This is a genomic window from Janthinobacterium psychrotolerans, assembly GCF_001677885.1.
Taxonomy (GTDB): Bacteria; Pseudomonadota; Gammaproteobacteria; order Burkholderiales; family Burkholderiaceae_D; genus Janthinobacterium; species Janthinobacterium psychrotolerans.
This window is the reverse complement of the sequence record NZ_LOCQ01000053.1, coordinates 155,077-175,324: the sequence shown is the minus strand read 5'-3', so window position 1 is coordinate 175,324 and position 20,248 is coordinate 155,077. Positions and strand designations below refer to the sequence as shown.

General features: G+C 65.5%; 19 protein-coding genes. 8 read left to right on the top strand and 11 right to left on the bottom strand.

The features are described from left to right. Positions 1-206 precede the first annotated feature (206 nt). The 4 genes from ASR47_RS11495 to ASR47_RS11480 form a co-directional block, all read right to left on the bottom strand. Entirely contained in the window at positions 207-1,115 is a 909-nt protein-coding gene (locus ASR47_RS11495; protein WP_217270556.1) for a ZIP family metal transporter, read from the bottom strand. Between the two features lie 21 nt (positions 1,116-1,136). Continuing rightward, positions 1,137-2,045, bottom strand: coding sequence for a manganese catalase family protein (locus tag ASR47_RS11490; RefSeq protein ID WP_065307912.1), 909 nt, complete (start codon positions 2,043-2,045; stop codon positions 1,137-1,139). Between the two features lie 29 nt (positions 2,046-2,074). Beyond that, complete coding sequence (locus ASR47_RS11485) at positions 2,075-2,431, bottom strand: hypothetical protein (RefSeq protein WP_065307911.1); 357 nt, start codon at positions 2,429-2,431, stop codon at positions 2,075-2,077. A gap of 105 nt (positions 2,432-2,536) precedes the next feature. Then, positions 2,537-3,004 (bottom strand): hypothetical protein, encoded by a 468-nt coding sequence (locus ASR47_RS11480; RefSeq protein WP_065307910.1) that lies wholly within the window; start codon positions 3,002-3,004, stop codon positions 2,537-2,539. 88 nt (positions 3,005-3,092) lie between these two features. Here ASR47_RS11480 and ASR47_RS11475 point away from each other — a divergent pair, with 88 nt between their 5' ends. Further along, positions 3,093-4,391: an SDR family oxidoreductase gene (locus ASR47_RS11475; RefSeq protein ID WP_065307909.1), complete on the top strand. Its 1,299-nt coding sequence runs from the start codon at positions 3,093-3,095 to the stop codon at positions 4,389-4,391. Next, on the top strand, positions 4,379-4,843 hold the full coding sequence (locus tag ASR47_RS11470; protein ID WP_065307908.1) for a DUF2269 family protein: 465 nt from the start codon (positions 4,379-4,381) through the stop codon (positions 4,841-4,843). Before ASR47_RS11475 ends, ASR47_RS11470 begins: the two co-directional genes overlap by 13 nt. A 10-nt stretch (positions 4,844-4,853) precedes the next feature. Here ASR47_RS11470 and ASR47_RS11465 read toward each other — a convergent pair whose 3' ends face one another. Further along, positions 4,854-5,039, bottom strand: coding sequence for a hypothetical protein (locus ASR47_RS11465; protein WP_150127762.1), 186 nt, complete (start codon positions 5,037-5,039; stop codon positions 4,854-4,856). Positions 5,040-5,405: 366 nt separating this feature from the next. Between ASR47_RS11465 and ASR47_RS11460 the strand changes: the two genes are divergently transcribed. Continuing rightward, positions 5,406-6,368: a hypothetical protein gene (locus ASR47_RS11460; protein WP_065307906.1), complete on the top strand. Its 963-nt coding sequence runs from the start codon at positions 5,406-5,408 to the stop codon at positions 6,366-6,368. A 161-nt stretch (positions 6,369-6,529) separates the two neighbouring features. Here the strand turns inward: ASR47_RS11460 and ASR47_RS11455 are convergent, their stop codons facing one another. The 4 genes from ASR47_RS11455 to ASR47_RS11440 all read right to left on the bottom strand — a co-directional run bounded on the left by ASR47_RS11455 (position 6,530) and on the right by ASR47_RS11440 (position 12,350). After that, positions 6,530-7,594, bottom strand: coding sequence for a bifunctional nicotinamide-nucleotide adenylyltransferase/Nudix hydroxylase (locus ASR47_RS11455; RefSeq protein WP_065307905.1), 1,065 nt, complete (start codon positions 7,592-7,594; stop codon positions 6,530-6,532). Continuing rightward, the gene (locus ASR47_RS11450; protein WP_065307904.1) at positions 7,591-9,306 is read right to left on the bottom strand and encodes an NAD+ synthase; all 1,716 of its coding nucleotides are present in this window, start codon (positions 9,304-9,306) and stop codon (positions 7,591-7,593) included. Before ASR47_RS11450 ends, ASR47_RS11455 begins: the two co-directional genes overlap by 4 nt. A gap of 89 nt (positions 9,307-9,395) precedes the next feature. Continuing rightward, on the bottom strand, positions 9,396-9,908 hold the full coding sequence (locus ASR47_RS11445) for a ClbS/DfsB family four-helix bundle protein (RefSeq protein WP_065307903.1): 513 nt from the start codon (positions 9,906-9,908) through the stop codon (positions 9,396-9,398). Positions 9,909-9,926: 18 nt separating this feature from the next. Further along, positions 9,927-12,350 carry a DUF3772 domain-containing protein gene (locus ASR47_RS11440; RefSeq protein ID WP_245714329.1) on the bottom strand — a complete coding sequence of 808 codons (2,424 nt, stop codon included), beginning with the start codon at positions 12,348-12,350 and terminating at the stop codon, positions 9,927-9,929. 252 nt (positions 12,351-12,602) lie between these two features. On the opposite strand from ASR47_RS11440, the gene ASR47_RS28155 reads away from it, so the two are divergent. The 3 genes from ASR47_RS28155 (at position 12,603) to ASR47_RS11425 (ending at position 16,003) form a co-directional block, all read left to right on the top strand. Beyond that, the gene (locus tag ASR47_RS28155) at positions 12,603-14,276 is read left to right on the top strand and encodes a methyl-accepting chemotaxis protein (protein ID WP_065307901.1); all 1,674 of its coding nucleotides are present in this window, start codon (positions 12,603-12,605) and stop codon (positions 14,274-14,276) included. Between the two features lie 148 nt (positions 14,277-14,424). Then, positions 14,425-14,754 (top strand): helix-turn-helix domain-containing protein, encoded by a 330-nt coding sequence (locus ASR47_RS11430; RefSeq protein WP_065307900.1) that lies wholly within the window; start codon positions 14,425-14,427, stop codon positions 14,752-14,754. Further along, positions 14,738-16,003 carry a type II toxin-antitoxin system HipA family toxin gene (locus tag ASR47_RS11425; protein ID WP_245714328.1) on the top strand — a complete coding sequence of 422 codons (1,266 nt, stop codon included), beginning with the start codon at positions 14,738-14,740 and terminating at the stop codon, positions 16,001-16,003. The genes ASR47_RS11430 and ASR47_RS11425 overlap by 17 nt, the downstream gene beginning before the upstream one ends. On the opposite strand, the gene ASR47_RS11420 is transcribed toward ASR47_RS11425, so the two are convergent. Continuing rightward, positions 15,996-16,817: an AraC family transcriptional regulator gene (locus ASR47_RS11420; protein WP_065307898.1), complete on the bottom strand. Its 822-nt coding sequence runs from the start codon at positions 16,815-16,817 to the stop codon at positions 15,996-15,998. The genes ASR47_RS11425 and ASR47_RS11420 overlap by 8 nt on opposite strands. A 92-nt stretch (positions 16,818-16,909) precedes the next feature. Between ASR47_RS11420 and ASR47_RS11415 the strand changes: the two genes are divergently transcribed. Then, positions 16,910-17,512, top strand: a complete 603-nt coding sequence (locus ASR47_RS11415) for an MSMEG_1061 family FMN-dependent PPOX-type flavoprotein (protein WP_065307897.1) — start codon at positions 16,910-16,912, stop codon at positions 17,510-17,512. A 2-nt stretch (positions 17,513-17,514) separates the two neighbouring features. Here ASR47_RS11415 and ASR47_RS11410 read toward each other — a convergent pair whose 3' ends face one another. Continuing rightward, a complete protein-coding gene (locus tag ASR47_RS11410) occupies positions 17,515-18,408 on the bottom strand; it encodes a LysR family transcriptional regulator (protein WP_082988872.1) in 894 nt (297 codons plus the stop codon). Between the two features lie 204 nt (positions 18,409-18,612). Between ASR47_RS11410 and ASR47_RS11405 the strand changes: the two genes are divergently transcribed. Further along, the gene (locus ASR47_RS11405; protein ID WP_065307895.1) at positions 18,613-20,241 is read left to right on the top strand and encodes a methyl-accepting chemotaxis protein; all 1,629 of its coding nucleotides are present in this window, start codon (positions 18,613-18,615) and stop codon (positions 20,239-20,241) included. The last annotated feature ends 7 nt before the right edge of the window (positions 20,242-20,248 follow it).

Genomic DNA, 20,248 nt, shown 5'->3' with positions numbered 1-20,248 from the left:
CTGTGGACCGGGGGCGCCGAGCACCGGCGCAGCCGCAGCTCAGCGACCCTGAATAATTCGAATAATGGAGCAGGACTGTCCGCCACCGGCGAGCGCGGCCCGGCCAGCGTCTGCGGCGACGTGGCGGTGATGCGTGACGGTGATGTTTGGCGGATTCATGCCGTCGATCATGCCAAACAACCCGGTCCATGGCAAGTACAATCTTTTCAACTCAGGGCCGTATCGAGCACCATCATCAACAGAAAACCGAACACCAGCGCGGTGCTGGCAAAACCGCCATTGCCGCTGCGGTGCGCTTCGGGGATGGCGTCGTGCACGATGACGAACAGCATGGCGCCGGCAGCCGCCGCCAGGCCCCACGGCAGCAGGGCGGACGACAGGCCGATCAGGGCCAGGCCGGCGAGCGCCGCGACCGGTTCGACCAGGCCCGAGGCGGCGCCCATGGCCACCGCCAGGCGCCGGCTGTAGCCCACGCTGCGCAGCGCCAGCGCCACCACCAGCCCTTCGGGCACGTCCTGGATGGCGATGCCGGCCGCCAGCGCGTTGGCGCGATCGAGTTCCACGCCCGCATAGCCGACACCGATCGCCAGGCCTTCGGGCAGGTTGTGCAAGGTGACGGCAAACACAAAAATCCACACGCGTTTCAGGCTGCCGGCATGCGCTGTCACCTCGGCCAGCGCGCCGCCCTGCACGCGCTCGCGCACCACCAGGTTGAGGGCGATAATGAGCAGCATGCCCAGGCCCATGGCAAAGGCCACCAGCAGGCTGGCCTCCATGGGGGTGGCCGCGCGCGGCCTGGCCGCCGCCAGCGCCGGCAGCACCAGCGAAAAGGCGGTGGCCGCCAGCATCACGCCGGCGCCAAAGCCGAGAAAGCAGTCGTAGCCGCGCTGTGAAAATTTATGCGACAGCAGCACCGGCAAGGTGCCCAGCGCGGTGGCGCCGGCCGCCATGGCGCCGCCGATCAGGGCCGGCACCAGCTGGGCGTTGCGCAGCGCCAGCTGGGTCGCCAGCGCGTACAGGAGCAGCAGCGCGCCGCCGCTGCACAGGGCAAAGCCCAGTGCATGGGGCCAGGACCAGTGCCTGGCCAGGGCCTGCAGCGCGCGCGGCGTGTTCACGCTGGTGCCAGGCGCACGGCGCTACAATGGCATGGATGGGGTGGCGCCATCGCTGCCGTTGGGCCGCATGCCCAGTTCGGCGCCCGTCAGCGGATCGGCCGACGGATTGGACGCCGTGCGCGCGGCCATCTGCTGCACCGTGGCCAGGTCGTCTTTCGGCAGTTTCACTTCCGCTTCGCCGGTGCCGCCGTCGACCGCCATCTGCTGGCGCGGATCGGACACATACTGCCATTTGCCGCCCTGGTTCCACGGTCCGCGTTCTTCGCCTGGTCCCTGCGACATGTTGAAGTACACATCGGTGTACTGCGGGTCACCCGGCAGTTTGCCTGGAGGGAAGTTCGGTTCGATCGAATACAGGGCTTTTTCAAACGACTTCTGGTGCGCCACTTCGCGCGTCATCAGAAAGCCCAGCGCTTCCTTCACGCCCGGGTCGTCCGTCAGGTTGATCAGCCGTTCGTAGACGATCTTGGCGCGCGCCTCGGCCGCGATATTCGAACGCAGGTCGGCCGTCGGCTCGCCGATGGTGTCGACATAGGCGGCCGTCCACGGCACGCCGGCCGAATTGACCAGCGGCGCGCCACCGCCATACAGCAGCTGGGTGACGTGGCTGTCATTGCCGGCGCCCGTGATGTTGCGATACAGCTCGCCTGCCAGGTCCACGCCTTCGGCCAGCCGGCCCTTGGCGCCCTTGTTGAGCATGACGACGATATTGCCGATCACTTCCAGGTGGCTCAGCTCTTCGGTGGCGATATCGAACAGCATGTCCTTGCGGCCCGGATCGTCCTCGGACAGGGCCTGCGTGAAATAGCGGCAGGCGGCCGCCAGCTCGCCCTGCGGGCCGCCGAATTGTTCCAGCATCAGGTTGGCCAGCCCGGGATTGGGCTGCTCCACCCTGACCGTATATTGCAGTCGCTTGTTGTGTGCAAACATGGTGTGCTCCTCGTCTGCAGCACGCGCACCTACTCGTGCTGATTGATTGATCTGTGGATGTCTTTCGATTCGTTGCGGCCGGGACGGTCGTCGGCCAGCTTGCCCGCTTCGCTCTGCGGCTGCTGGCCCGAGCCCTTGACGTTGGCATGGCTGTCCGGCTGGCCGAGGGTATGCATGTTTTGCTGCTCGACCGGGTCGGGCGCGCCCTGCGGCGTGATCACGTCGTTGGCCCAGTGGCCGCTGTTGGCAGTGCCGCTGGCCAGCTTGCCGCCGCCCTGGTTGGCGTACGGGTCGCCGGTGGCCTTGTCGGCGTCGGTCTTGTCCATGCGCGTATTGCGGCCCTGGTCGGTCGGGTGCTGTGGGGTGTTGCCGTGTTTTTCTTCCATGATGCCTCCTCGATTGATGATGTGACCTCATGCTAACGGCGCCGGCGCGCCGGCAAGATAGGCGCGCGGCGTGCCCGCGTGTAGGAAGAAAACCCGCCAGCGCTGTCAGCGCCGCCGCAGCCACCAGGCGCCCGCCGCCAGGCCCGCGCCAAAGGCGCCATACACCAGCAGCAGGGCGGGGCGCGACAGGCGCATTTCATAGCCGGGCTGCAGCCGGTGCGGCGTCAACTGGTAGTCGACGAAGCAGGCCACGGCGGTGGCGCCGGCGGCGGCGGCCAGCGTCGGCGCCACCTTTTTCCGGTCGAGGATGCGGCTCACATAGCGCTCGAACAGCACGCCCCAGAACATGCCGCTGGCATGGTGGATCGCATAGCCAAGCGCCGTGTGCCTGAACGAGGGTTCGTCGCGCAAGGCGGCGCGGTCGCCCCACAGCCAGTGGCTGATCGCATTGACGGCGGCAAACATGCTGCCCGTTTCACGCTTGCCGCAGGCGGCCAGCGCGGCGGCCGACAAAATCGAAGCGAGGCTGCCCGACAGGGCGCCATGGCGCAGGGCCAGAGGAAAGGCTTTCATGGTTTTTCTCCAGGGTTTAAGCGGGAACAAATTGAATGCCCGAACCGTCTGCCAGCATGGCGATCCAACCCTCCTCACGAGGCCAGCGATGCGCATACTGTTGACGGGAATGAGCGGTTTCATCGGTACCCATGTTTCGACCGCGCTGCTGGCCGAAGGTTTCCAGCTCGCCTGCACCGTGCGCCATGTGCCGGCCCAGGCCGACCCGCGATTGCGCCTGATCAAGGCGGACTTTGCGCGCGATACGGGCAAACACGTCTGGCTGCCGCGTCTGGACGGCATCGACGTCGTCATCAACTGCGTCGGCATCATCGCCGAACACGGCGCGCAAACCTTCGCCGCCCTGCACACGCAGGCGCCGTGCGCGCTGTTTGCCGCCTGCGCCGAGCGCGAGGTGCGGCTGGTGATACAGCTGTCGGCGCTGGGAGCGGACGACGGCGCCGTGTCGCCGTATCACCTGAGTAAAAAAAACGCCGATGATTTTCTGGCCAGCCTGCCGCTGGCGTCGGTGATTGTCCAGCCTTCGCTGGTGTATGGCGACGAGGGTGCCAGCGCGCGATTGCTGCGCATGCTGGCCAGCCTGCCCGTGTATCCGCGCTTCGGCCGGGCGCAGCAAGCGGTGCAACCAGTGCATGTGGACGACCTGACGGACCTGGTCGTGGCACTGGTGCGCGGCGCCGGCGCGGCCGGTGGGCGCGCCACGCGCCGCCTGCCGGTGGTGGGCCCCGAGCCGCTGCCGTTTGTCGCTTACCTGGCGGCGCTGCGCCAGGCGATGGGCCTGGGCCGCCTGCGCGTGCTGCCGCTGCCGCGCTGGCTGATGCCGGCCGTGCTGCCGCCGGCCAAACTGCTGGGTTTTGCCATGCCGGACCGCGACACGCTGCGCATGTTAGATCGCGGCAATGTGGCCGACGCCAGGCCCATGCAGCGCCTGCTGGGACGCGCGCCGCGGCCGGTGGCGCGCTTTGTCACCGATCCGCGCGGCGCCGCCGTGCAGGCCAGGCTGGACTGGCTGCTGCCGCTGCTGCGCCTGTCGATTGCTGTCGTGTGGATCGTCACGGCCATCGTTTCGGCCGGCGTGTATCCGGTCGCCGACAGCTACCGGCTGCTCGAGCGCAGCGGCATGCCGGCCAGCCTGGCGCCGCTGCTGCTGGCCGGGGCCTGCGTGCTCGACCTGCTGTTCGGCCTGGCGACCTTGATGCTGCGCCCGCCGTGGCGGCGCTGGCTGTGGCCTGCGCAAGCCGTGCTGATCGGTTTTTATACGGTGCTGATCGCGCTGCGCATGCCGGAATTCTTGTCGCATCCGTATGGGCCGCTGACAAAGAACCTGCCGATGCTGGCGGTGCTGTGGCTGCTGTATGAAATGGAGGAAAAACCATGGAATACCTGATCGTCAAATGGCTGCATATTGTCTCGTCGACCCTGCTGTTCGGCACCGGCATCGGCTCGGCCTTCTACATGCTGTTTACCAGCCTGAGCCGTGACGTGCGGGCGATCGCCGTCGTCAGCCGCCACGTGGTGCGGGCCGACTGGCTGTTTACGGCCACCACCGTCGTGTTCCAGCCCTTGAGCGGCTTTTACATGATCCACCTGGCCGGCTATCCGCTGGCCAGCGCGTGGATCGTCTGGTCCATCGTGCTGTACCTGGTGGCCGGCGCCTGCTGGCTGCCGGTGGTCTGGCTGCAGATGCGCATGCGCGACATGGCGCAGGCGAGCGCGCGCGACAACCTGGCGCTGCCGGCGCTGTACTGGCGCTACCTGCGCCTCTGGACGGCGCTGGGCGTGCCCGCGTTTTTCGCGCTGATCATCGTGTTTTACCTGATGACGGCCAAGCCCGTGTAGCTGCAAGTGCTTAGTGCTTGCGGCCCTGTTTCTTGCCGCCGCCGGCGCCCTTGTCGCTGCCGGCCTTGAGGTGGCTGGCAGCGTCCTTGCCGCGCTTGTTGCGTTCACCCTTTCCGCTGCTATCCTGATCCGGCGCGTCCTGCACCGGCGTGGCCGATTGCCGGTTCTGGCCGGCCTGCGATGATGACTTGCCCATGGCGATGTCCTCCTTGGTTGCTGCCGTCTTCATCAGCCTAGCGCGGCTCACTGCAATGGCTATCGGCGCAGTGCTGCGCACTCTGTAGGAATCACGCTTGCGGCGCGGCCCAGGTCTGGTGCAGATGTAGCCGAACACCCAGCATCTCGCGTAAAAAGTACGCACTTCTATCGACTTACTGCGCCACTTCGTGGGCGCACCGATCCTGCCCACGTGAAACAATTCCCGCACGGAAAAGGAAAGACGCGCTGCCGTTTTTCGTCCTAGACTAGTGCCATGACTGCAGACGCTGTCTTTTACAAAAGGACAGGCTGCGGCTACAGCGAATGATGTATTGACCTTATCCCTTACCGATCGGAGACCATCATGGCACAGACTTTGGCAGCAGTATTCGACAACCGCGCATCGGCCGAAAGCGCACGGCAAAAACTGATCGCCTCGGGCTTTGGCAGCGAGCGCATCCGTCTCAACGACTCCGCCAGCGACTACAGCGGCGCGCCATCGGCCACCTCGACCGTGGCCAACACCACCGGGCGCGACGACGACGGCTTTGTCGCCAGCATCAAGCATTTCTTTGCCGACCTGTTCGGCAGCCATGAAGACCGCTATGTCTATGCGGAAGCCGTCTCGCGCGGCCACGTGGTGCTGACCCTGGAAAGCGCCAGCGACGCGGAAATCGACCGCGCCAGCGACATCGTCGAAGACTTCGGTCCGCTCAATATCGAGGAACACAGCGAGCAGTGGCGCGCGGGCGGCTGGAGCCGCGACGACAGCACCACCGGCGGCGGCTATGCCGGCAGCAGCGCCGGCAACCTGAGCGGCAGTGCCGGCGCCAACCTGCAATCGCAGGCGCAGGCCGGCAGCCTGTCGCAGCAGGCCACACCACTGGGCGCGGGCGCCGAGCTGGGCATCAATCCGGCCGTCCCCGTGGGTAACCTCAGCCAGTCATCGACGGCCTCGCAGCAGTTTGCCCGAGATGACACACCGGACTTTATCCAGCCCGGTGGCGCGACCAGCCTGGGCGGCGGCACGCGCAATGTGCGCACCTACCCGCGCGTGGACAGCTTGTCGAACGATGTCATGGCCGACGAGCAGTACTACCGCAGCCACTGGGACGCCACTTACCTGTCGACCGGTGGCCGTTTCGAGGACTACGATCCGGCCTACCGCTATGGCCGCTCGATGGCCGGCAGCGACACCTACCGCGGCCGTCCGTGGGAGGAAGTGGAACCTGACCTGCGCAGCAACTGGGAACATACCTACCCGCAGTCGGCCTGGGAAAACTTCAAGGATGCCGTGCGCCATGGCTGGAATCGCTTGACGTCATAAGGCGATTGCCCGGCAAGAGCGCTGTCAGCTTCAGGAAGGGCCGTAGGTCGGATTAGCGCGGCAAAGCCGCGCGTAATCCGACATTGCCGCTGCTCATGCGTCAGCTTCAAAAAGTGATTCAGGATATGAATTCGCGCGGCAAAGCCGCGCGTAATCCGACATTACCGCTGCTCATGCGTCAGCTTCAAAAAGTGATTCAGGATATGAAAATGATCCTCGAAAAACTGCTCCTCCATCGCCGGCAGTGAGGCCAGCGGCAGCCACTGCGCCAGCGCCGCGTCGTCGGCGGCCGACACTTCCGGCAGCTGGCTGGTCTGCAGATTGAAATGGTGGGCGTGCGTGATGGTGCGCCCGCGCTGGCTGCGGTCGGGGTGGTCGAACACGGCCACGCCGACCAGCGCTTCTTCCAGGGTCGGCGCCAGCACGCCCAACTGCGTCTCTTCCGCCAGTTCCCGTATCGCACCCTGCAGCAAGCGTTCGCGCGGCTCCAGGAAGCCGCCCGGCAGCGCCCATAAATCCTTGCCCGGATACCCACCGCGTTTGACCAGCAGCACATGGCCGCCCGTCTGCACCAGCGCATCGACGGTGCTGAAGATCGGCGCGTACGGCGCCGTGCGCCAGCGCGTTTTATACGCTTCGATGGCGCGGTGTTCCTGCACCAGCGGCGCGTACCACGGCAGCATGGTCCAGGCCTTCAGGTACTGGGCGATTGTTCTGGGCAGCAGCTGCGCCAGCGCGCCCAGCGACACGTCGACGTCTTCCGCTTCGAACAGCACCTTGCGGATCGCCGTGGCGCCGATCGGCGCGCTGGAATCGATCTCCTGGTTGAGCATCGTCCACTGCGGGAAGTGGTGCAGATAATAGCTGGTGGCGTCCTTGAAGCAGGCCACCAGCGCCACGCGCGCGGCGCGCGGCACGGCCTCGGCCACCTTGCGGCGCACGCTGTCGGCCCACAGGCCGTCGTCATAATAGTCGCGCACGGCCACATAGTGCACGCGCACGCGCTGCGCTTCGGGCAGGCTGGCGGCGATCATGGCGGCCCGCTCCTGCCACGTAAACGGGTTCTTCGGGCTGCGCGCATGGAAGGCCGAACCGAGCACCAGCACCACCTGCGCGGCGCTGGACAAGGCGGCCTGCAGCAGGCCGGCGTGGCCGCTGTGGAAGGGCTGGAAGCGGCCGATCAGCACCGCGCAGTCAAAGGACGAATTGGGGTTGGCTGCGCTCATGCTGCGTCTCCGGTAGGGTAGTGGGCGGCGATCGGCAACTGGCGGCCGCTGCCAAAAGCGCGCGAGCGCACGCGGATGATGGGCGCCGCCTGGCGCCGCTTGTATTCATTGCGCGCCACCATGCCGAGGATGCGCGTGACCAGGCGGCGGCCCTCTTCGCTCTCGCGCAGCTGGCCGACAAACGCCAGCGCCTGCGCGCTCTCGGGCGCCGGCAGGCGGTTGCCCTCGATATGCCACTTCAAGATTTCATCGAGTACGGGGTAGGGCGGCAGGCTGTCGGTGTCGCGCTGGCCCGGCGCCAGTTCCGCCGACGGCGGTTTGTCGAGCACGGCGACCGGGATCAGCTCGCGCCCGGCGCTGGCGTTCACGTGGCGCGACAAGGCGAACACTTCCGTCTTGTACAGGTCGCCAATCAGGCCCAGGCCGCCATTGGTGTCGCCATACAGGGTGCAGTAGCCGACCGAGATTTCACTCTTGTTGCCAGTGGTCAGCAACAGCGCGCCAAACGCGTTCGAGTATTCCATCAATATCGTGCCGCGCACGCGCGCCTGCAGGTTTTCCAGCGGCAGGCCGGCCAGTTTGCCGTCGAACGCCGCCGCATAGCCGCTTTCATATTGCGCCACGATATCGCGTATGGGGTGCGTGAGCAGGGTGATGCCCAGGTTCTCGCACAGCGCCACCGAATCGGTGACCGAGCCGGCGCTGGAAAACACGGACGGCATGGTAATGCCGACGACATTGCCGGCGCCCAGCGCTTCGACGGCCAGCGCCAGGGTCAGCGCCGAATCGATGCCGCCCGAGCAGCCGACCACGACCCTGGTAAAGTTGCAGCGGCGCGCATAGTCGCGCAAACCCAGCACGATCTGGCGGCGCGCGAATTCCACCGCCGCGATGCCGTCCACGTCGGGCACGGGAAACGGCTGGCCGTCTGGCTGGCTGAACTGGCCGGCGTCAAAGCGCAGCAGCTGAAAATCTTCGACGAAGCGGGCCGCCTCGAACTGCACCCCGGCCTGCGGCGAGATGGCGAACGAGGCGCCGTCGAACACCAGCTGGTCGTGGCCGCCGACCTGGTTGACGAACAGCAGCGGCAGCTCCAGGCGGCGGCAGGCGGCGCCGAACACGGCATGGCGCAGCGCGCGCTTGCCGATATCGGACGGGCTGGCGTTGATGCTGACCACAAGATCGGGCCGCGCCGCCTGCAGCGAGGCGAATGGATTGACGGCGTAGGCACGGCCCGCGTCGTTCCAGCCGTCTTCGCAGATCATGAAGCCGACCTTGTGGCCGGCCACGTCGAGGGTGCAGGCCACAGGCGGACCGGCCTCGAAATGGCGGCCTTCGTCAAAGATGCCATAGGTGGGCAGCAGCTGCTTGTAGTATTCGGCGACGATCCGCCCGTCCTGGATCGCCAGCAGGGCGTTATGCAAGGGCTTGCCGGGGCCGGGATTGGGGCGCGCCGTGCCAAGCACGGTAACCAGCGCCGGCCAGCGCTTCGACGCCTGCAGCACCGCCTGCAGCGCCGCATCCATATTGCGCACAAAGGCGGCGTCCTCGAACAGGTCGCCCGGATAATAGGCGCTCAGGGTCAGCTCGGAAAACACCACCATCTGCGCGCCATCGTTGCTGGCGCGGCGCATATTGTCAATGACGGCGGCGGTGTTGGCGTCAAAATCACCGATGGTGAAATTGCGCTGGGCGATGGCAAGCGAGAGCATGATGTTTTCTTTCAGTCAAAAGCGCGTAAATCGCTATCGTGCCTGAAAACGGACAAATGGTACTGATGCAATCGTGCAAGCCCCGGTGTCTACAGGGTTTTCAGCCAGGCCCGCAAGCGCGTGCGCGCATTGGCATACGGCGACGACGTATTGAACTGGATCATGCGGCCCATGCTGTACTGCTTGTACCACGGCTGGCCATACAGCTGCCCATCGTCGCTCGCTTCCACCAGCGCCACCAGTTGCTGCCTGGCCAGCGCCAGGCGCTGCAGCAATTGCGCCATGTCGAGGTGGGCATGGTCGGCATAAAACCGCTGCGCCAGCACGCCAAGTTGGTTCCACGTGAAACCTTCGGCGGGAAAAGCGATTTCCCCGATGGACTTTCCCGCAGCGAGTTGCGCATGCCAGTGCAGTACCAGTTCGTTCCAGCCCACCAGATAGGCCAGCAAATCGCACACGCTCATGCGCGTGCCGGCCACATGCCCATCGAGCACCGGCTCGCGGGCTAGGCCCGCTGGTACCCGCGCCAGGTCCTGCTGCAGCCTGGCGTAGCTGGTGTTGATGGCGTCCAGTAATTCCTGCCGGTTGTGCGGGATGGCCATTATGCTTCCTTGCCAGTCTTAGCTCGTCAGTGGCGGCATGGGCGCCGGCTGGGGCGAGGCCCCCGGCACCGGTGCGGCGGCCGAAATGGCCGGCGCCTCGAACTGCGCTGGCAAGCCGCTCAGGATCATGGTGTTGGGCTTGGCGATCGAGATGCCGGCCGCATCGAGGCGCTTGAGCAGTTCGAACAGCAGGGCGCTGCGGATGCCCGACGTCAGGCGCGGCGAGGAGGCAAAGCCGGTGGCGTTGAACAGCAGATTGCCATTGTCGATGCCGTCAAGCTGCACGCCGGGCGCCGGCGTGTCGAGCACGTCGTGGTTGTCGACAAACACGCCCAGGATCAGTGCGCGCGCCGCTTCCGCATCCGTGCCCAGCGGCAGCGGCAGCTTGACCTGCACCAGGCCCAGCGGACTGGCGTGGGTAACGTTGCGCACCGTCTTGGTAATGAATTCCGAGTTCGGCACGATCACGGTGGAACGGTCGCCCATCTGGATTTCCGTGGCGCGCACATTGATGCGGCGAATATCGCCTTCCACGCCGCCCAGCGAGACCCAGTCGCCCACTTTCACGGGGCGCTCGGCCAGCAGGATCAGGCCGGAAACAAAGTTCTGCACCACCGCCTGCAAGCCAAAACCGATACCGACCGACAGGGCCGACGCCACCCATGCGATGCGTTCGAGGCCGATGCCGGCCGACGACAGCGCCAGCGCCACGGCGGTGATCGCGCCGACGTAGCCGAACAGCGTCAGGAACGAGGTCTGCATGCCCGAATCGAGATTGGTGGTCGGCAAATAGCTGTTTTGCAGCCAGCGCTTGAAAAAGCCCACGCCGATATAGCCCACCAGCAACACCAGCAATGCCTGGATCACGGAACCGGGACGTATCGCCACCTGGCCGATGGCCAGGCCGTCCTGCAGCTTGCCCAGGCGCTGGAACAGTTCGGCCGGGCCTTCGCCAAAGGGCGCCAGCAACAGCATCAACATCAGCAGCACGATCAGCGCCCGGCCCAGGCCCGACAGCAGCACGGCCGCCTGGTCGCGCGCCTTTGGCGTGGCCAATACAGGATTGGCCGAATCCGGTGGCGGCGGACGCGAGGCCAGCAGCATGCAAACGTCATCGACCAGCACCGTCAGCAGATAGGTGGTGCAAACCACCACCATGATCCAGGTGATCTGCTTGGTGACAAAGCTGCCGAAGGCCACATAGCCGACCAGCAGGCTGATCAGGCTGGCGGCCAGCGCCAGCCACAGCAGCACCACCACGCAGCGCAGCCACAGCGGCGTGACGGGCGAGTCGGGCTCGGCCGCGCGCACCTGGCGCCAGCAGCGCTCGGCGCGCAGCAAGCCGTAGGCCACTGTCATGCTGAGCACCAGCGCGACGATGCAGTTGACCGCCACCGCCGTCGACAAGCCGGTATTGATGACGATGGAGACGCGCTCGGCGGCCCACACCAGCACCATCACCAGGGCGAACACGGTCGGATAGCGCGCCATGCGCGAGGCCAGCGCGTCGGACAGCGGCAGCAGGCGCCACGAGGCACGGTTCGGCGACAGCAGCGCGTGGCCGAGCCCGGCCGTAAAGCCGGCAAAGCAGATCACGCCAACCAGGCTGCCAAGGAAAACATCGGTCTTGTCGGTCACGCCGTTATTCCAGCGCACGCCCAGGGCCAGCAGTTCGGCCACCAGGCCCGGCGTGGCCAGCGCCAGCACCAGCACGGCCAGCGCATGCAGCGAGCGGCGCAAACGGCCGTGCGGTACGCGGGTCGAGGTGAGCATCAGCAGGCGGCGCGAAATCCATACACTGGCCACCAGCACCAGCACGATGGCGGCGAAAATGCCGCCCCACACCGTCAGCGGCGTGGCGCGCGCGGCGTCGACCAGCTCCTGCCCCAGGTTCTGCAGCCGCATGCGCGTTTGCGGCCATTCTGCATAGAGCTGCTTCCAGAAGCCGCCAGCGAGGATCGACGAGGTGCGCTCGCCCAGGCGCGCCTGCAGCTGCGCGCGGCGCACCGTGGTGACCTGCTCGGACGCTTGCGCCGCTTCCACCGACAGCAGCCGCGCCAGCTTGACCTGGGAATCGAGTTCGCTGCTGCTGTGATCGAGCTGCTTGCGCTGCTCGGCCACGTCGGGCGCGTCCTTGGTGCCGGCCGCAGGTTTGCCCAGCTCGGCCAGGCGTGCCTGCACGCTGGCCAGCTGCGGCTCGATATCGGCCGCCACCTTGTCGGCCTCGGCGCTGGCGGCCAGCGCATCGGCTTTCATTTGCGACAGGGTAGCGTCGGGTACGTCGGCCTCGCCGTCCAGGGTTTTCTGGATGGTGGTGATCTGCTTGCGCAGCTGGTCGAGCTGCTGGTCGACGCTGACGGTGGCGTCATCGGCCTGGGCCCAGGCGGGACTGGCGCCAAATGACAGGGCCAGCAGCAGCGCCAGCAGGAAGGGAAACAGCAATCGGAATGGTCGATGAGAAATCATGCGGGCCTATGGACGGAAGAGTAGGTTTGTTAGCGGCACAATATAGCCGAAAACGCCGCCGTAAAACGCGCAATTGCAGGCTGCATCGGCGTTTGGCAGGCAATTGCCGCTACTGGCCTACGTCTATTGCACTATAGATATGTGATATGAAAAAGACTAGCATCGTGTGCTCAGGACAACGTGCTTCGCCAACGCGGCCGGTCCTTCCACTTCCCTATCGAGCCCATCATGAAGTTCATCTCCAACATCCATATTGGCAAACGCCTTGCCCTGGGCTTTGGCGCCATCAGCGCCATGCTGGTCGTCATCTCCTGCCTGGGCCTGGCCATGCTGGGCAGAATCAACCAGGGCACCGACCATATCGTCAGCGACAGCATGCCGAAAATCGCGATCGCCAATGCGCTGGCCGACCACGTCAACGATATCGCCATCGGCCTGCGCAACAATATGCTGACCACCGATCCGGCCGACCGGCAAAAGCAGGTGGGCGCCGTGCTGGCCGCGCGCGCGGCGGCGCTGGCCGACATGGCCAGGCTCGAGCGCATGGCCAAGCTGCCGCGCGAACGCGAACTGGTAACGCAGCTGCGCGCGGCCCACGTGCGCTATGCGGAAGGCCAGGATGTGCTGATGGGCCTGGTCAAGACCAGCACCCTGGAGCAAGCGCGCAGCTATATGTATGACCAGGTGCGCGCCATGCTCGACACCTACAAGCGCCTGATCGCGCAGGAGATCGCCTTGCAGAGCGACGTGGCCACGCTCTTCGCCGCCAGCGCGCACGACACCTATCTCACCACGCGCACCTTGCTCGTCGCGCTGTCGGCCATCGCGCTGCTGTGCGCGGCGCTGCTGTCTTACACGATTACCCATTCCGTCACTACGCCGCTGGCGCAGGCCTTGAAAGTGGCGCACACGGTGGCCGCCGGTGACCTCAGCAGCACCATCATCGTCACATCGCGCGACGAGATGGGCCAGCTGCTGCAGGCGCTCAAGGGCATGAACGACAGCCTGGCGCGCACGGTGGGCACGGTGCGCGCCAGCACCGACACCATCGCCGCCGCCTCGGCCCAGGTAGCGGCCGGCAGCCAGGAGCTGTCCTCGCGCACCGAGCACGAAGCCAGTTCGCTGGAAGAGACTGCCTCGTCGATGGAAGAGCTGACCGCGACCGTCAAGCAGAATGCCGACAATGCGCGCCAGGCCCATGTGCTGGCCGATACCGCCTCGGGCGCGGCCCAGCGCGGCGGCGCCATGATCACGCAGGTGGTCGCCACGATGGACCAGATCAGCGCGTCGTCGAGCAAGATCACCGATATTATCGGCGTCATCGACGGCATCGCGTTCCAGACCAATATCCTGGCCCTGAACGCCGCCGTCGAAGCGGCGCGCGCCGGCGAGCAGGGACGCGGCTTCGCCGTGGTGGCCACCGAAGTGCGCAACCTGGCCCAGCGCTCAAGCCAGGCCGCCAGGGAAATCAAGCACCTGATCGATGACTCGACCGCCTCGGTCGCCAGCGGCAGCGCGCTGGTGCACCAGGCCGGCGCCAGCATGACCGGCCTGGTCGACAGCGTGCGTCGCGTGACCGACATCATGGGCGAAATCACCTCGGCCAGCGCCGAGCAGACGGCTGGCATCGAACAGATCAACCGCGCCATCAGCGAGATGGACATCGACACCCAGGAAAACGCCGCCCTGGTGGAGGAATCGGCTGCGGCCGCCGCCGCCCTGCGTGAACAGGCGGCGACCCTGGCGCAAGTGGTCAGCGTGTTCAAGCTGGGCGACCAGCCGGCCAGCGTCAAGCCAACCTCCGCTGTCACGCTGCCAGTGGCCAGGCCGGTGCCAGCCTCGCCGGCTCATGCCCCGCTGCCTGCCAGGCAACAGCAGGCGGAACCGGCACTGTCGGAGTGAGAAGAGTTTTGACCGTGCGAAATAGTGAACATAATATTTAAATTAAACACTTTAAATTCAATGATATGTTTATCTTCAAGGTAAACCAATATCGACATCATTTTTCATTTAAGGACTACAATATAAAAAATATGTTCATTCTTCAATCATGACAAAACGCCTGCGCAGCCCCGATACCATGCCCACCCTCGTCAACGAACGGCTGCGCACCTGGGGCCAGTGCGTGCGCAAGCAGCGGGTACAGCAAAACATCACGGCGCGCGACCTGTGCGCCCGTCTCGACATTTCACATCCGACCCTGCAGCGCATGGAGCGCGGCGAAGCGTCCGTCAACGTCGGCCTGTTCCTGGCCGCCTTCCACGTGCTCGGCATGCTCGGCATGGCCGCACCGGAACTCGAGGTGGCGCTGTGGCAGATGGACAGCCCGGCAATGCGCAGCCGGCCAGGCTTGAAGGAGGGCGATGATGACTACTTCTGAGCGCCCGCTGTTCGTCTACTTGCAACGCCCCGACAATGGCGAGTGGGTGGTGGCCGGCCGCTACCTGCCCGATGCGCATGCCGGCAGCGGCAGCTTCCGCTATGCGCCCAGCTATGTCGAAGCGGGATTGTCCTGGGCCATCGATCCGGTCAACCTGCCTTTCGTTCCCGGCGTGGACTACCCGGCGCAGCGTTATGACGGCTTGCACGACGTGCTGCGCGACGCCAGCCCGGACTCCTGGGGGCAGATGCTGATACGCCGGGAACACCAGCTGGGTGTACACGCCACGGCCATCGACTTTTTGCGCCTGTCCGGCAATGGCGACCGCTGGGGCGCACTGGCGGTCGGAGAGTCGCGCAAACCGCATGTCGCGAAACTGGCCAGCCCCCGGCTGCACCGCCTCGATGCGCTGGTGCAGGAAGTGCTGGCGATTGCGCAAGCCAAACCGGCCATCGACGGTCTCTTGCGCAAGCGCCTGTTTGCCACGCCCAGCATGGGCGGCGCCCGGCCGAAAGCCACGGTACAGGACGGCAACGACTACTGGCTGGTGAAGCCGGGCCTGATGACCGATACGGTCGACCTGGCGCTGCTTGAGCATGCCACGATGCAGTGGGGCAGAAGGGCCGGCCTGCGTTTCGCCGACACGCGCCACCATCGGCTGGGCATCGGGCGCAGCGTGCTGCGCATCCTGCGCTTCGACCGGCGCGGCGCGCAACGCATCATGACCGTCAGCGCCGCGTCCCTGCTGCAAGTGCAGTATCCACCGGTGGAAGCGGCCGACAGCAGCGGCGCCAGTTATCCGCGCCTGGCCGAAGAGCTCAAGCGCATCGGCGCGCCGCCGGAAGACGGCATCGAACTATTTGGCCGCATGGTGTTCAACGGCGTGGTCGGCAATAGCGACGATCATCCGCGCAACCACGCCGTGCTGTTCGACCTCGATCAGCAACGCTGGCGCCTGTCACCCGCCTTCGATGTCGTGCCGGATACGCAAGACGATCCCGGCGTGCTGGTCATGCAAGTGAGCGCCGGCCGCCACGACATCACGCGCGAGGCGATGCTGCAGGACTACCTGCGTTTCGGCTTCGCCACCCATGCGGACGCATCAGACCATTTCGATGCCCTCTTGAAACGCATCGAGGATGGCTACGCGGATATCGCACCGCTGCTCGATGCCGCCTTGCGCGCCAACATGCAACAGCGCTTGCAAACGATGCTGGCAAAGTTGCGCATGGCGCCGGTCGTCAGATAGCAGCCGCTGCAGGCGCAAAATACCGCCCCGGCGTGGTGCCGAAGGTGCGCCGGAACAGGGCGATAAAGGCGCTGACATTGTCGTAGCCCAGATCAAACGCCACCGTCGTCACGGGCAAGCCGCCGGCCAGCAGTTCCAGCGATCGCAGCAGGCGCACGCGCTGGCGCCAGGCCGTCAGACTCATGCCGGTCTCGACGGCAAAGCGCCGGCTCAGGGTGCGCGGCGCCAGGTTGGCCCAGGCTGCCCATTGCTCCAGCGTGCGCGCATCGGCCGGGTCGGCGATCAGGGCGCTGGCGATGCGCAGCAGGCGCGCTTCGCGTGGCAGGCTCAAGCCCGGCGCATCGATCGGCGCGGTGGCGATTTCATCCAATAGCACTTGCGCCACCTGCGCGCGGGCGCGGTCCAAAGGCGCCACTTCCCACTGCGCCGCGCGCAGCACCGCTTCGCGCAGCAGCCCCGACACCGCGATCGCGCAGGGCTGCTGCGGCAGCGCGGCGCAGCGCTCGGGCGCCACATATACGGCCCAGCCCGAAAATGGACCATGCGACCTGGCCGCATGCGTGCACGAGGACGGTATCCAGACGGCGTGCGTGGTGGGAATGGTCCAGGCGCCGGCATCGGTGCGCACCGTCAGCAGGCCCGAAAACAGGCCCAGCAGCTGGCCCGGCGGATGGCTGTGCGGGGCCGACTCGCGCGGCACGCTTTCCTTGCCGGTGACGGCGATCAGGGGCGGCTCGCCATCGGCCATGGTCACGGCGTGATGCAGCTTGATTTCAAGCGGGGCAAGTGGAACGAGCGGGGCGGCAGTGGGCATGGCGTGCTTGAGCTATTGATTGGCTATTCCAGCTTAGCAGCGCCACGCTTTCGGCGCTATGGTGGTGATCATCACCGCCTCCAGGATAAAACATGACCAACGTCAATTTAAGTGAACTGTACGCCCCGCCGTCCGAGATGATCGTCAAGGCCGTGCTCGACCATCTGCTGCCGTTTCACCTGAGCTATTTGAAAGCGGCGACCTTCTTTTGCCTGGCCAGCGGCAGCGCCGACGGCCTCGACGCCTCGCCGCGCGGCGGCGCAGCGGGTTTCGTGCATGCGCTGGACAGCAAGACGGTCGCCTTTGCCGACTGGCCCGGCAACAACCGCATCGCCTCGCTGACCAATCTGCAGCAGGATGACCGGATCGGCATGCTGTTCCTGTTTCCGGGCCTGGAAATATTCATGCGCATCAACGGCCATGCGGCCATTTCGACGCATCCGGAACTGCTGCAGGCGCTGGCCGAAGGCGCACGCCTGCCGAAGACCGCCGTCGTGGTAAAGCTCGATGAAGTGCTGTTCCACTGCGGCAAAGCCATCAACCGCGCGAAGCTGTGGACAGAAGAAGCCCGGCTGGACCGCAAGGCCCTGCCGTCGCCGGGCGAGCTCGTGGCGGCCATCACCGGCGCCGACAGCGGCGCGGCGCAGGCCATGGACGAGGGCTATGACACGGCGATGCGCGGCCAGCTGTATTGACTTCAACCCAGCCGCGCCTGCTTGAAACGGCTCTCGAGAAACTCGATCAGCTTGCTGAGCGCCACCGGCATGTTCTTGCGGGTGGCGTAGATGGCGTAGATGTCCATCGGCATCGCTTCGCATTCCGGCAGCAGGGCCACCAGCGCGCCCTTGTCGATCAGCGGCAAGGCCATGTAGGCCGGCAGCATGGCCAGGCCGGCGCCGTACAGCACCGCCTGTTCGATGGCGGCCGCATCATTGGCGCTGAGGTTGCCCGTGACGGGCACCGCCAGTTCCTCGCCGCCGCAGCGAAAAGTCCATGTGCTTTTGCCATAGAAAGAATGCAGCAGGCAATTGTGCTCGCTCAGTTCCTCGACATGGCGCGGTGCGGCGCGGCGCTGCAGATAGGCGGGCGCAGCGCACAGCAGGACCCGGCATTGCGCCAGCTTCCTGGCCACCACGTTCGGACCCAGGGTATTGGTGATGCGGATGGCAAGGTCGATGCGCTCGTCGACCAGGCTGACGGTCTGGTCGGACAGCAGCATGTCGACGCCGACGCCGGGGTAGAGCTCCACGAATTGCGCGATCATATTGGTCAGCACCGAGCGCCCGAGGGTGGTGCTGGCGGTGATGCGCAGCCTGCCGCGCGGCACGCCGCTCGGTTCGCCCACCGACAACTGTATGCTTTTCGCCATCTCCAGCAACTGGCGGCAGCGCGCCAGCGCCTCCATGCCGGCATCCGTCAGGCTCAGCCTGCGGGTAGTGCGGTGCAGCAGGCGCGCGCCGGCCCAGTCCTCCAGTTCGCCCAGGTAGCGCGACACGACAGGGCGCGACAAGCCCAGTTTCTGGGCGGCGGCCGACTGGCTGCCGCAGGCTACCGTGGTAATAAATACCTGCATCGCAACAAGCTTGTCCATCGATTAGACCGTATTTGGCAACAAACCATACCACTTTATAGTGTTTTTTGCTGAATAGAAAGCAACTATACTAAGCAACAATTTTAATTGCATTTAAGAATCGTTTCTTTTGCTGTAATTCCTGTGTTGCCTCGCCCCTGCGACATCCCCTCTTGCCACCGCCCCTGCAGGCAACGGCCGATCTCTCCTTTGAAAAGTTCCTTGATGAATAAGCTTTCGTTTCAACAAAAACTCTGGCTGCCGCTGGTCGCCAGCCTGCTGTGCATTGTGATCATTTTTATCTACAGCGCGGTACAGACCCGCGAGTTGCGCCTCGATGAGCGGCGCAAGGACCTGAGCAATGTGAACGAAGTGGCGCACAGCCTCGTGAAGCATTTTGACGAGCAGACCAAAAGCGGCACCCTGAGCAAGGATGAGGCACAGAAGCAGGCGATCGCCGCCGTCAAGTCGCTGCGCTTCAGCGGCGGCGGCTATACCGCGATTACCAACAAGAACATGATTTCGCTGATGAATCCGTTCGCGCCGCAAAACAATGGCAAGGACATGAGCGGCTTCAAGGATTCCAATGGCTACTATCTGTACCGCCATATCGCCGAAGCGGGCGCCAGCGCCAGCGGTACCGGCTATGTGTATTACGTGTGGGCACGCCCGGGCGGCACCAAGGTTCTGCCCAAGGTGTCGCATGTGATGCGCTACGCGCCGTGGGAGTGGGATCTGATCACCGGTGTCTACATGGATGATATCAACGATGCCTTCAAGCAGGAACTGCTGGAAGCGGCGATTGTGCTGGCGGTGGTCTCGCTGGCGCTGGCGCTGCTGGTCACCCTGGTCAACCGCAGCCTGCGCGCCACCATCGGCGGCGACCCGGGCACCGTCCGGCAGGCCGCCTCGCGCATTGCCAGCGGCAACCTGAGCGGCCCCCTGGAGACCGTCAAGGGGGATGACAGCAGCATCCTGTTCGGCATGCAGACCATGCAGAACCAGCTGGCCGACACCATCGGCGAGATCCGCCGCAGCGCCAACACCATCGCGCTGGCCTCGGCTGAAATTGCCACCGGCAACAGCGATTTGTCGGCCCGCACGGAAAGCCAGGCCAGTTCGCTCGAAGAGACGGCCGCCTCGATGGAGGAACTGACCTCCACCGTCAACCAGAACGCTGTCAACGCACAGCAGGCCAATACCCTGGTGCTGTCGGCCGCCAGCGTGGCCGAGAAGGGCGGGCAAGTCGTCTCGCGCGTGGTGCAGACGATGGACACCATCAATGCCTCGGCCACGCGCATCGTCGACATTATCGGCGTGATCGACGGCATCGCCTTCCAGACCAATATCCTGGCCTTGAATGCAGCGGTGGAAGCGGCGCGCGCCGGCGAACAGGGCCGCGGCTTTGCGGTGGTGGCGTCGGAAGTGCGCAGCCTGGCGCATCGCAGCGCCGAGGCCGCCAAGGAGATCAAGGTCTTGATCGGCAACTCGGTCGACAGCATCAAGGTCGGCAGCACTTTGGTGGCGGAAGCGGGCGTGACGATGGATCAAGTCGTCTCCAGCGTGTCGCGCGTGACCGAGATCATGGCCGCCATCAGCGCCGCCTCGCAGGAACAAAGCACCGGCATCGGCCACGTCAACCAGGCGATCAATGAAATGGATGCCGTCACCCAGCAAAACGCGGCGCTGGTGGAACAGGCGGCCGCCGCCGCGGCCAGCATGCAGGACCAGGCGGCGATGCTGGCGCAACTGGTGCAGCGCTTCCAGCTCGACGCAGGCGAAGCGCAGGCGCTGGCCGGCGATGCGCCGCGCATGGCGGCAAGGAAAACCACGCTGGCGCTGCGGGCGGCGTGATGCGAGC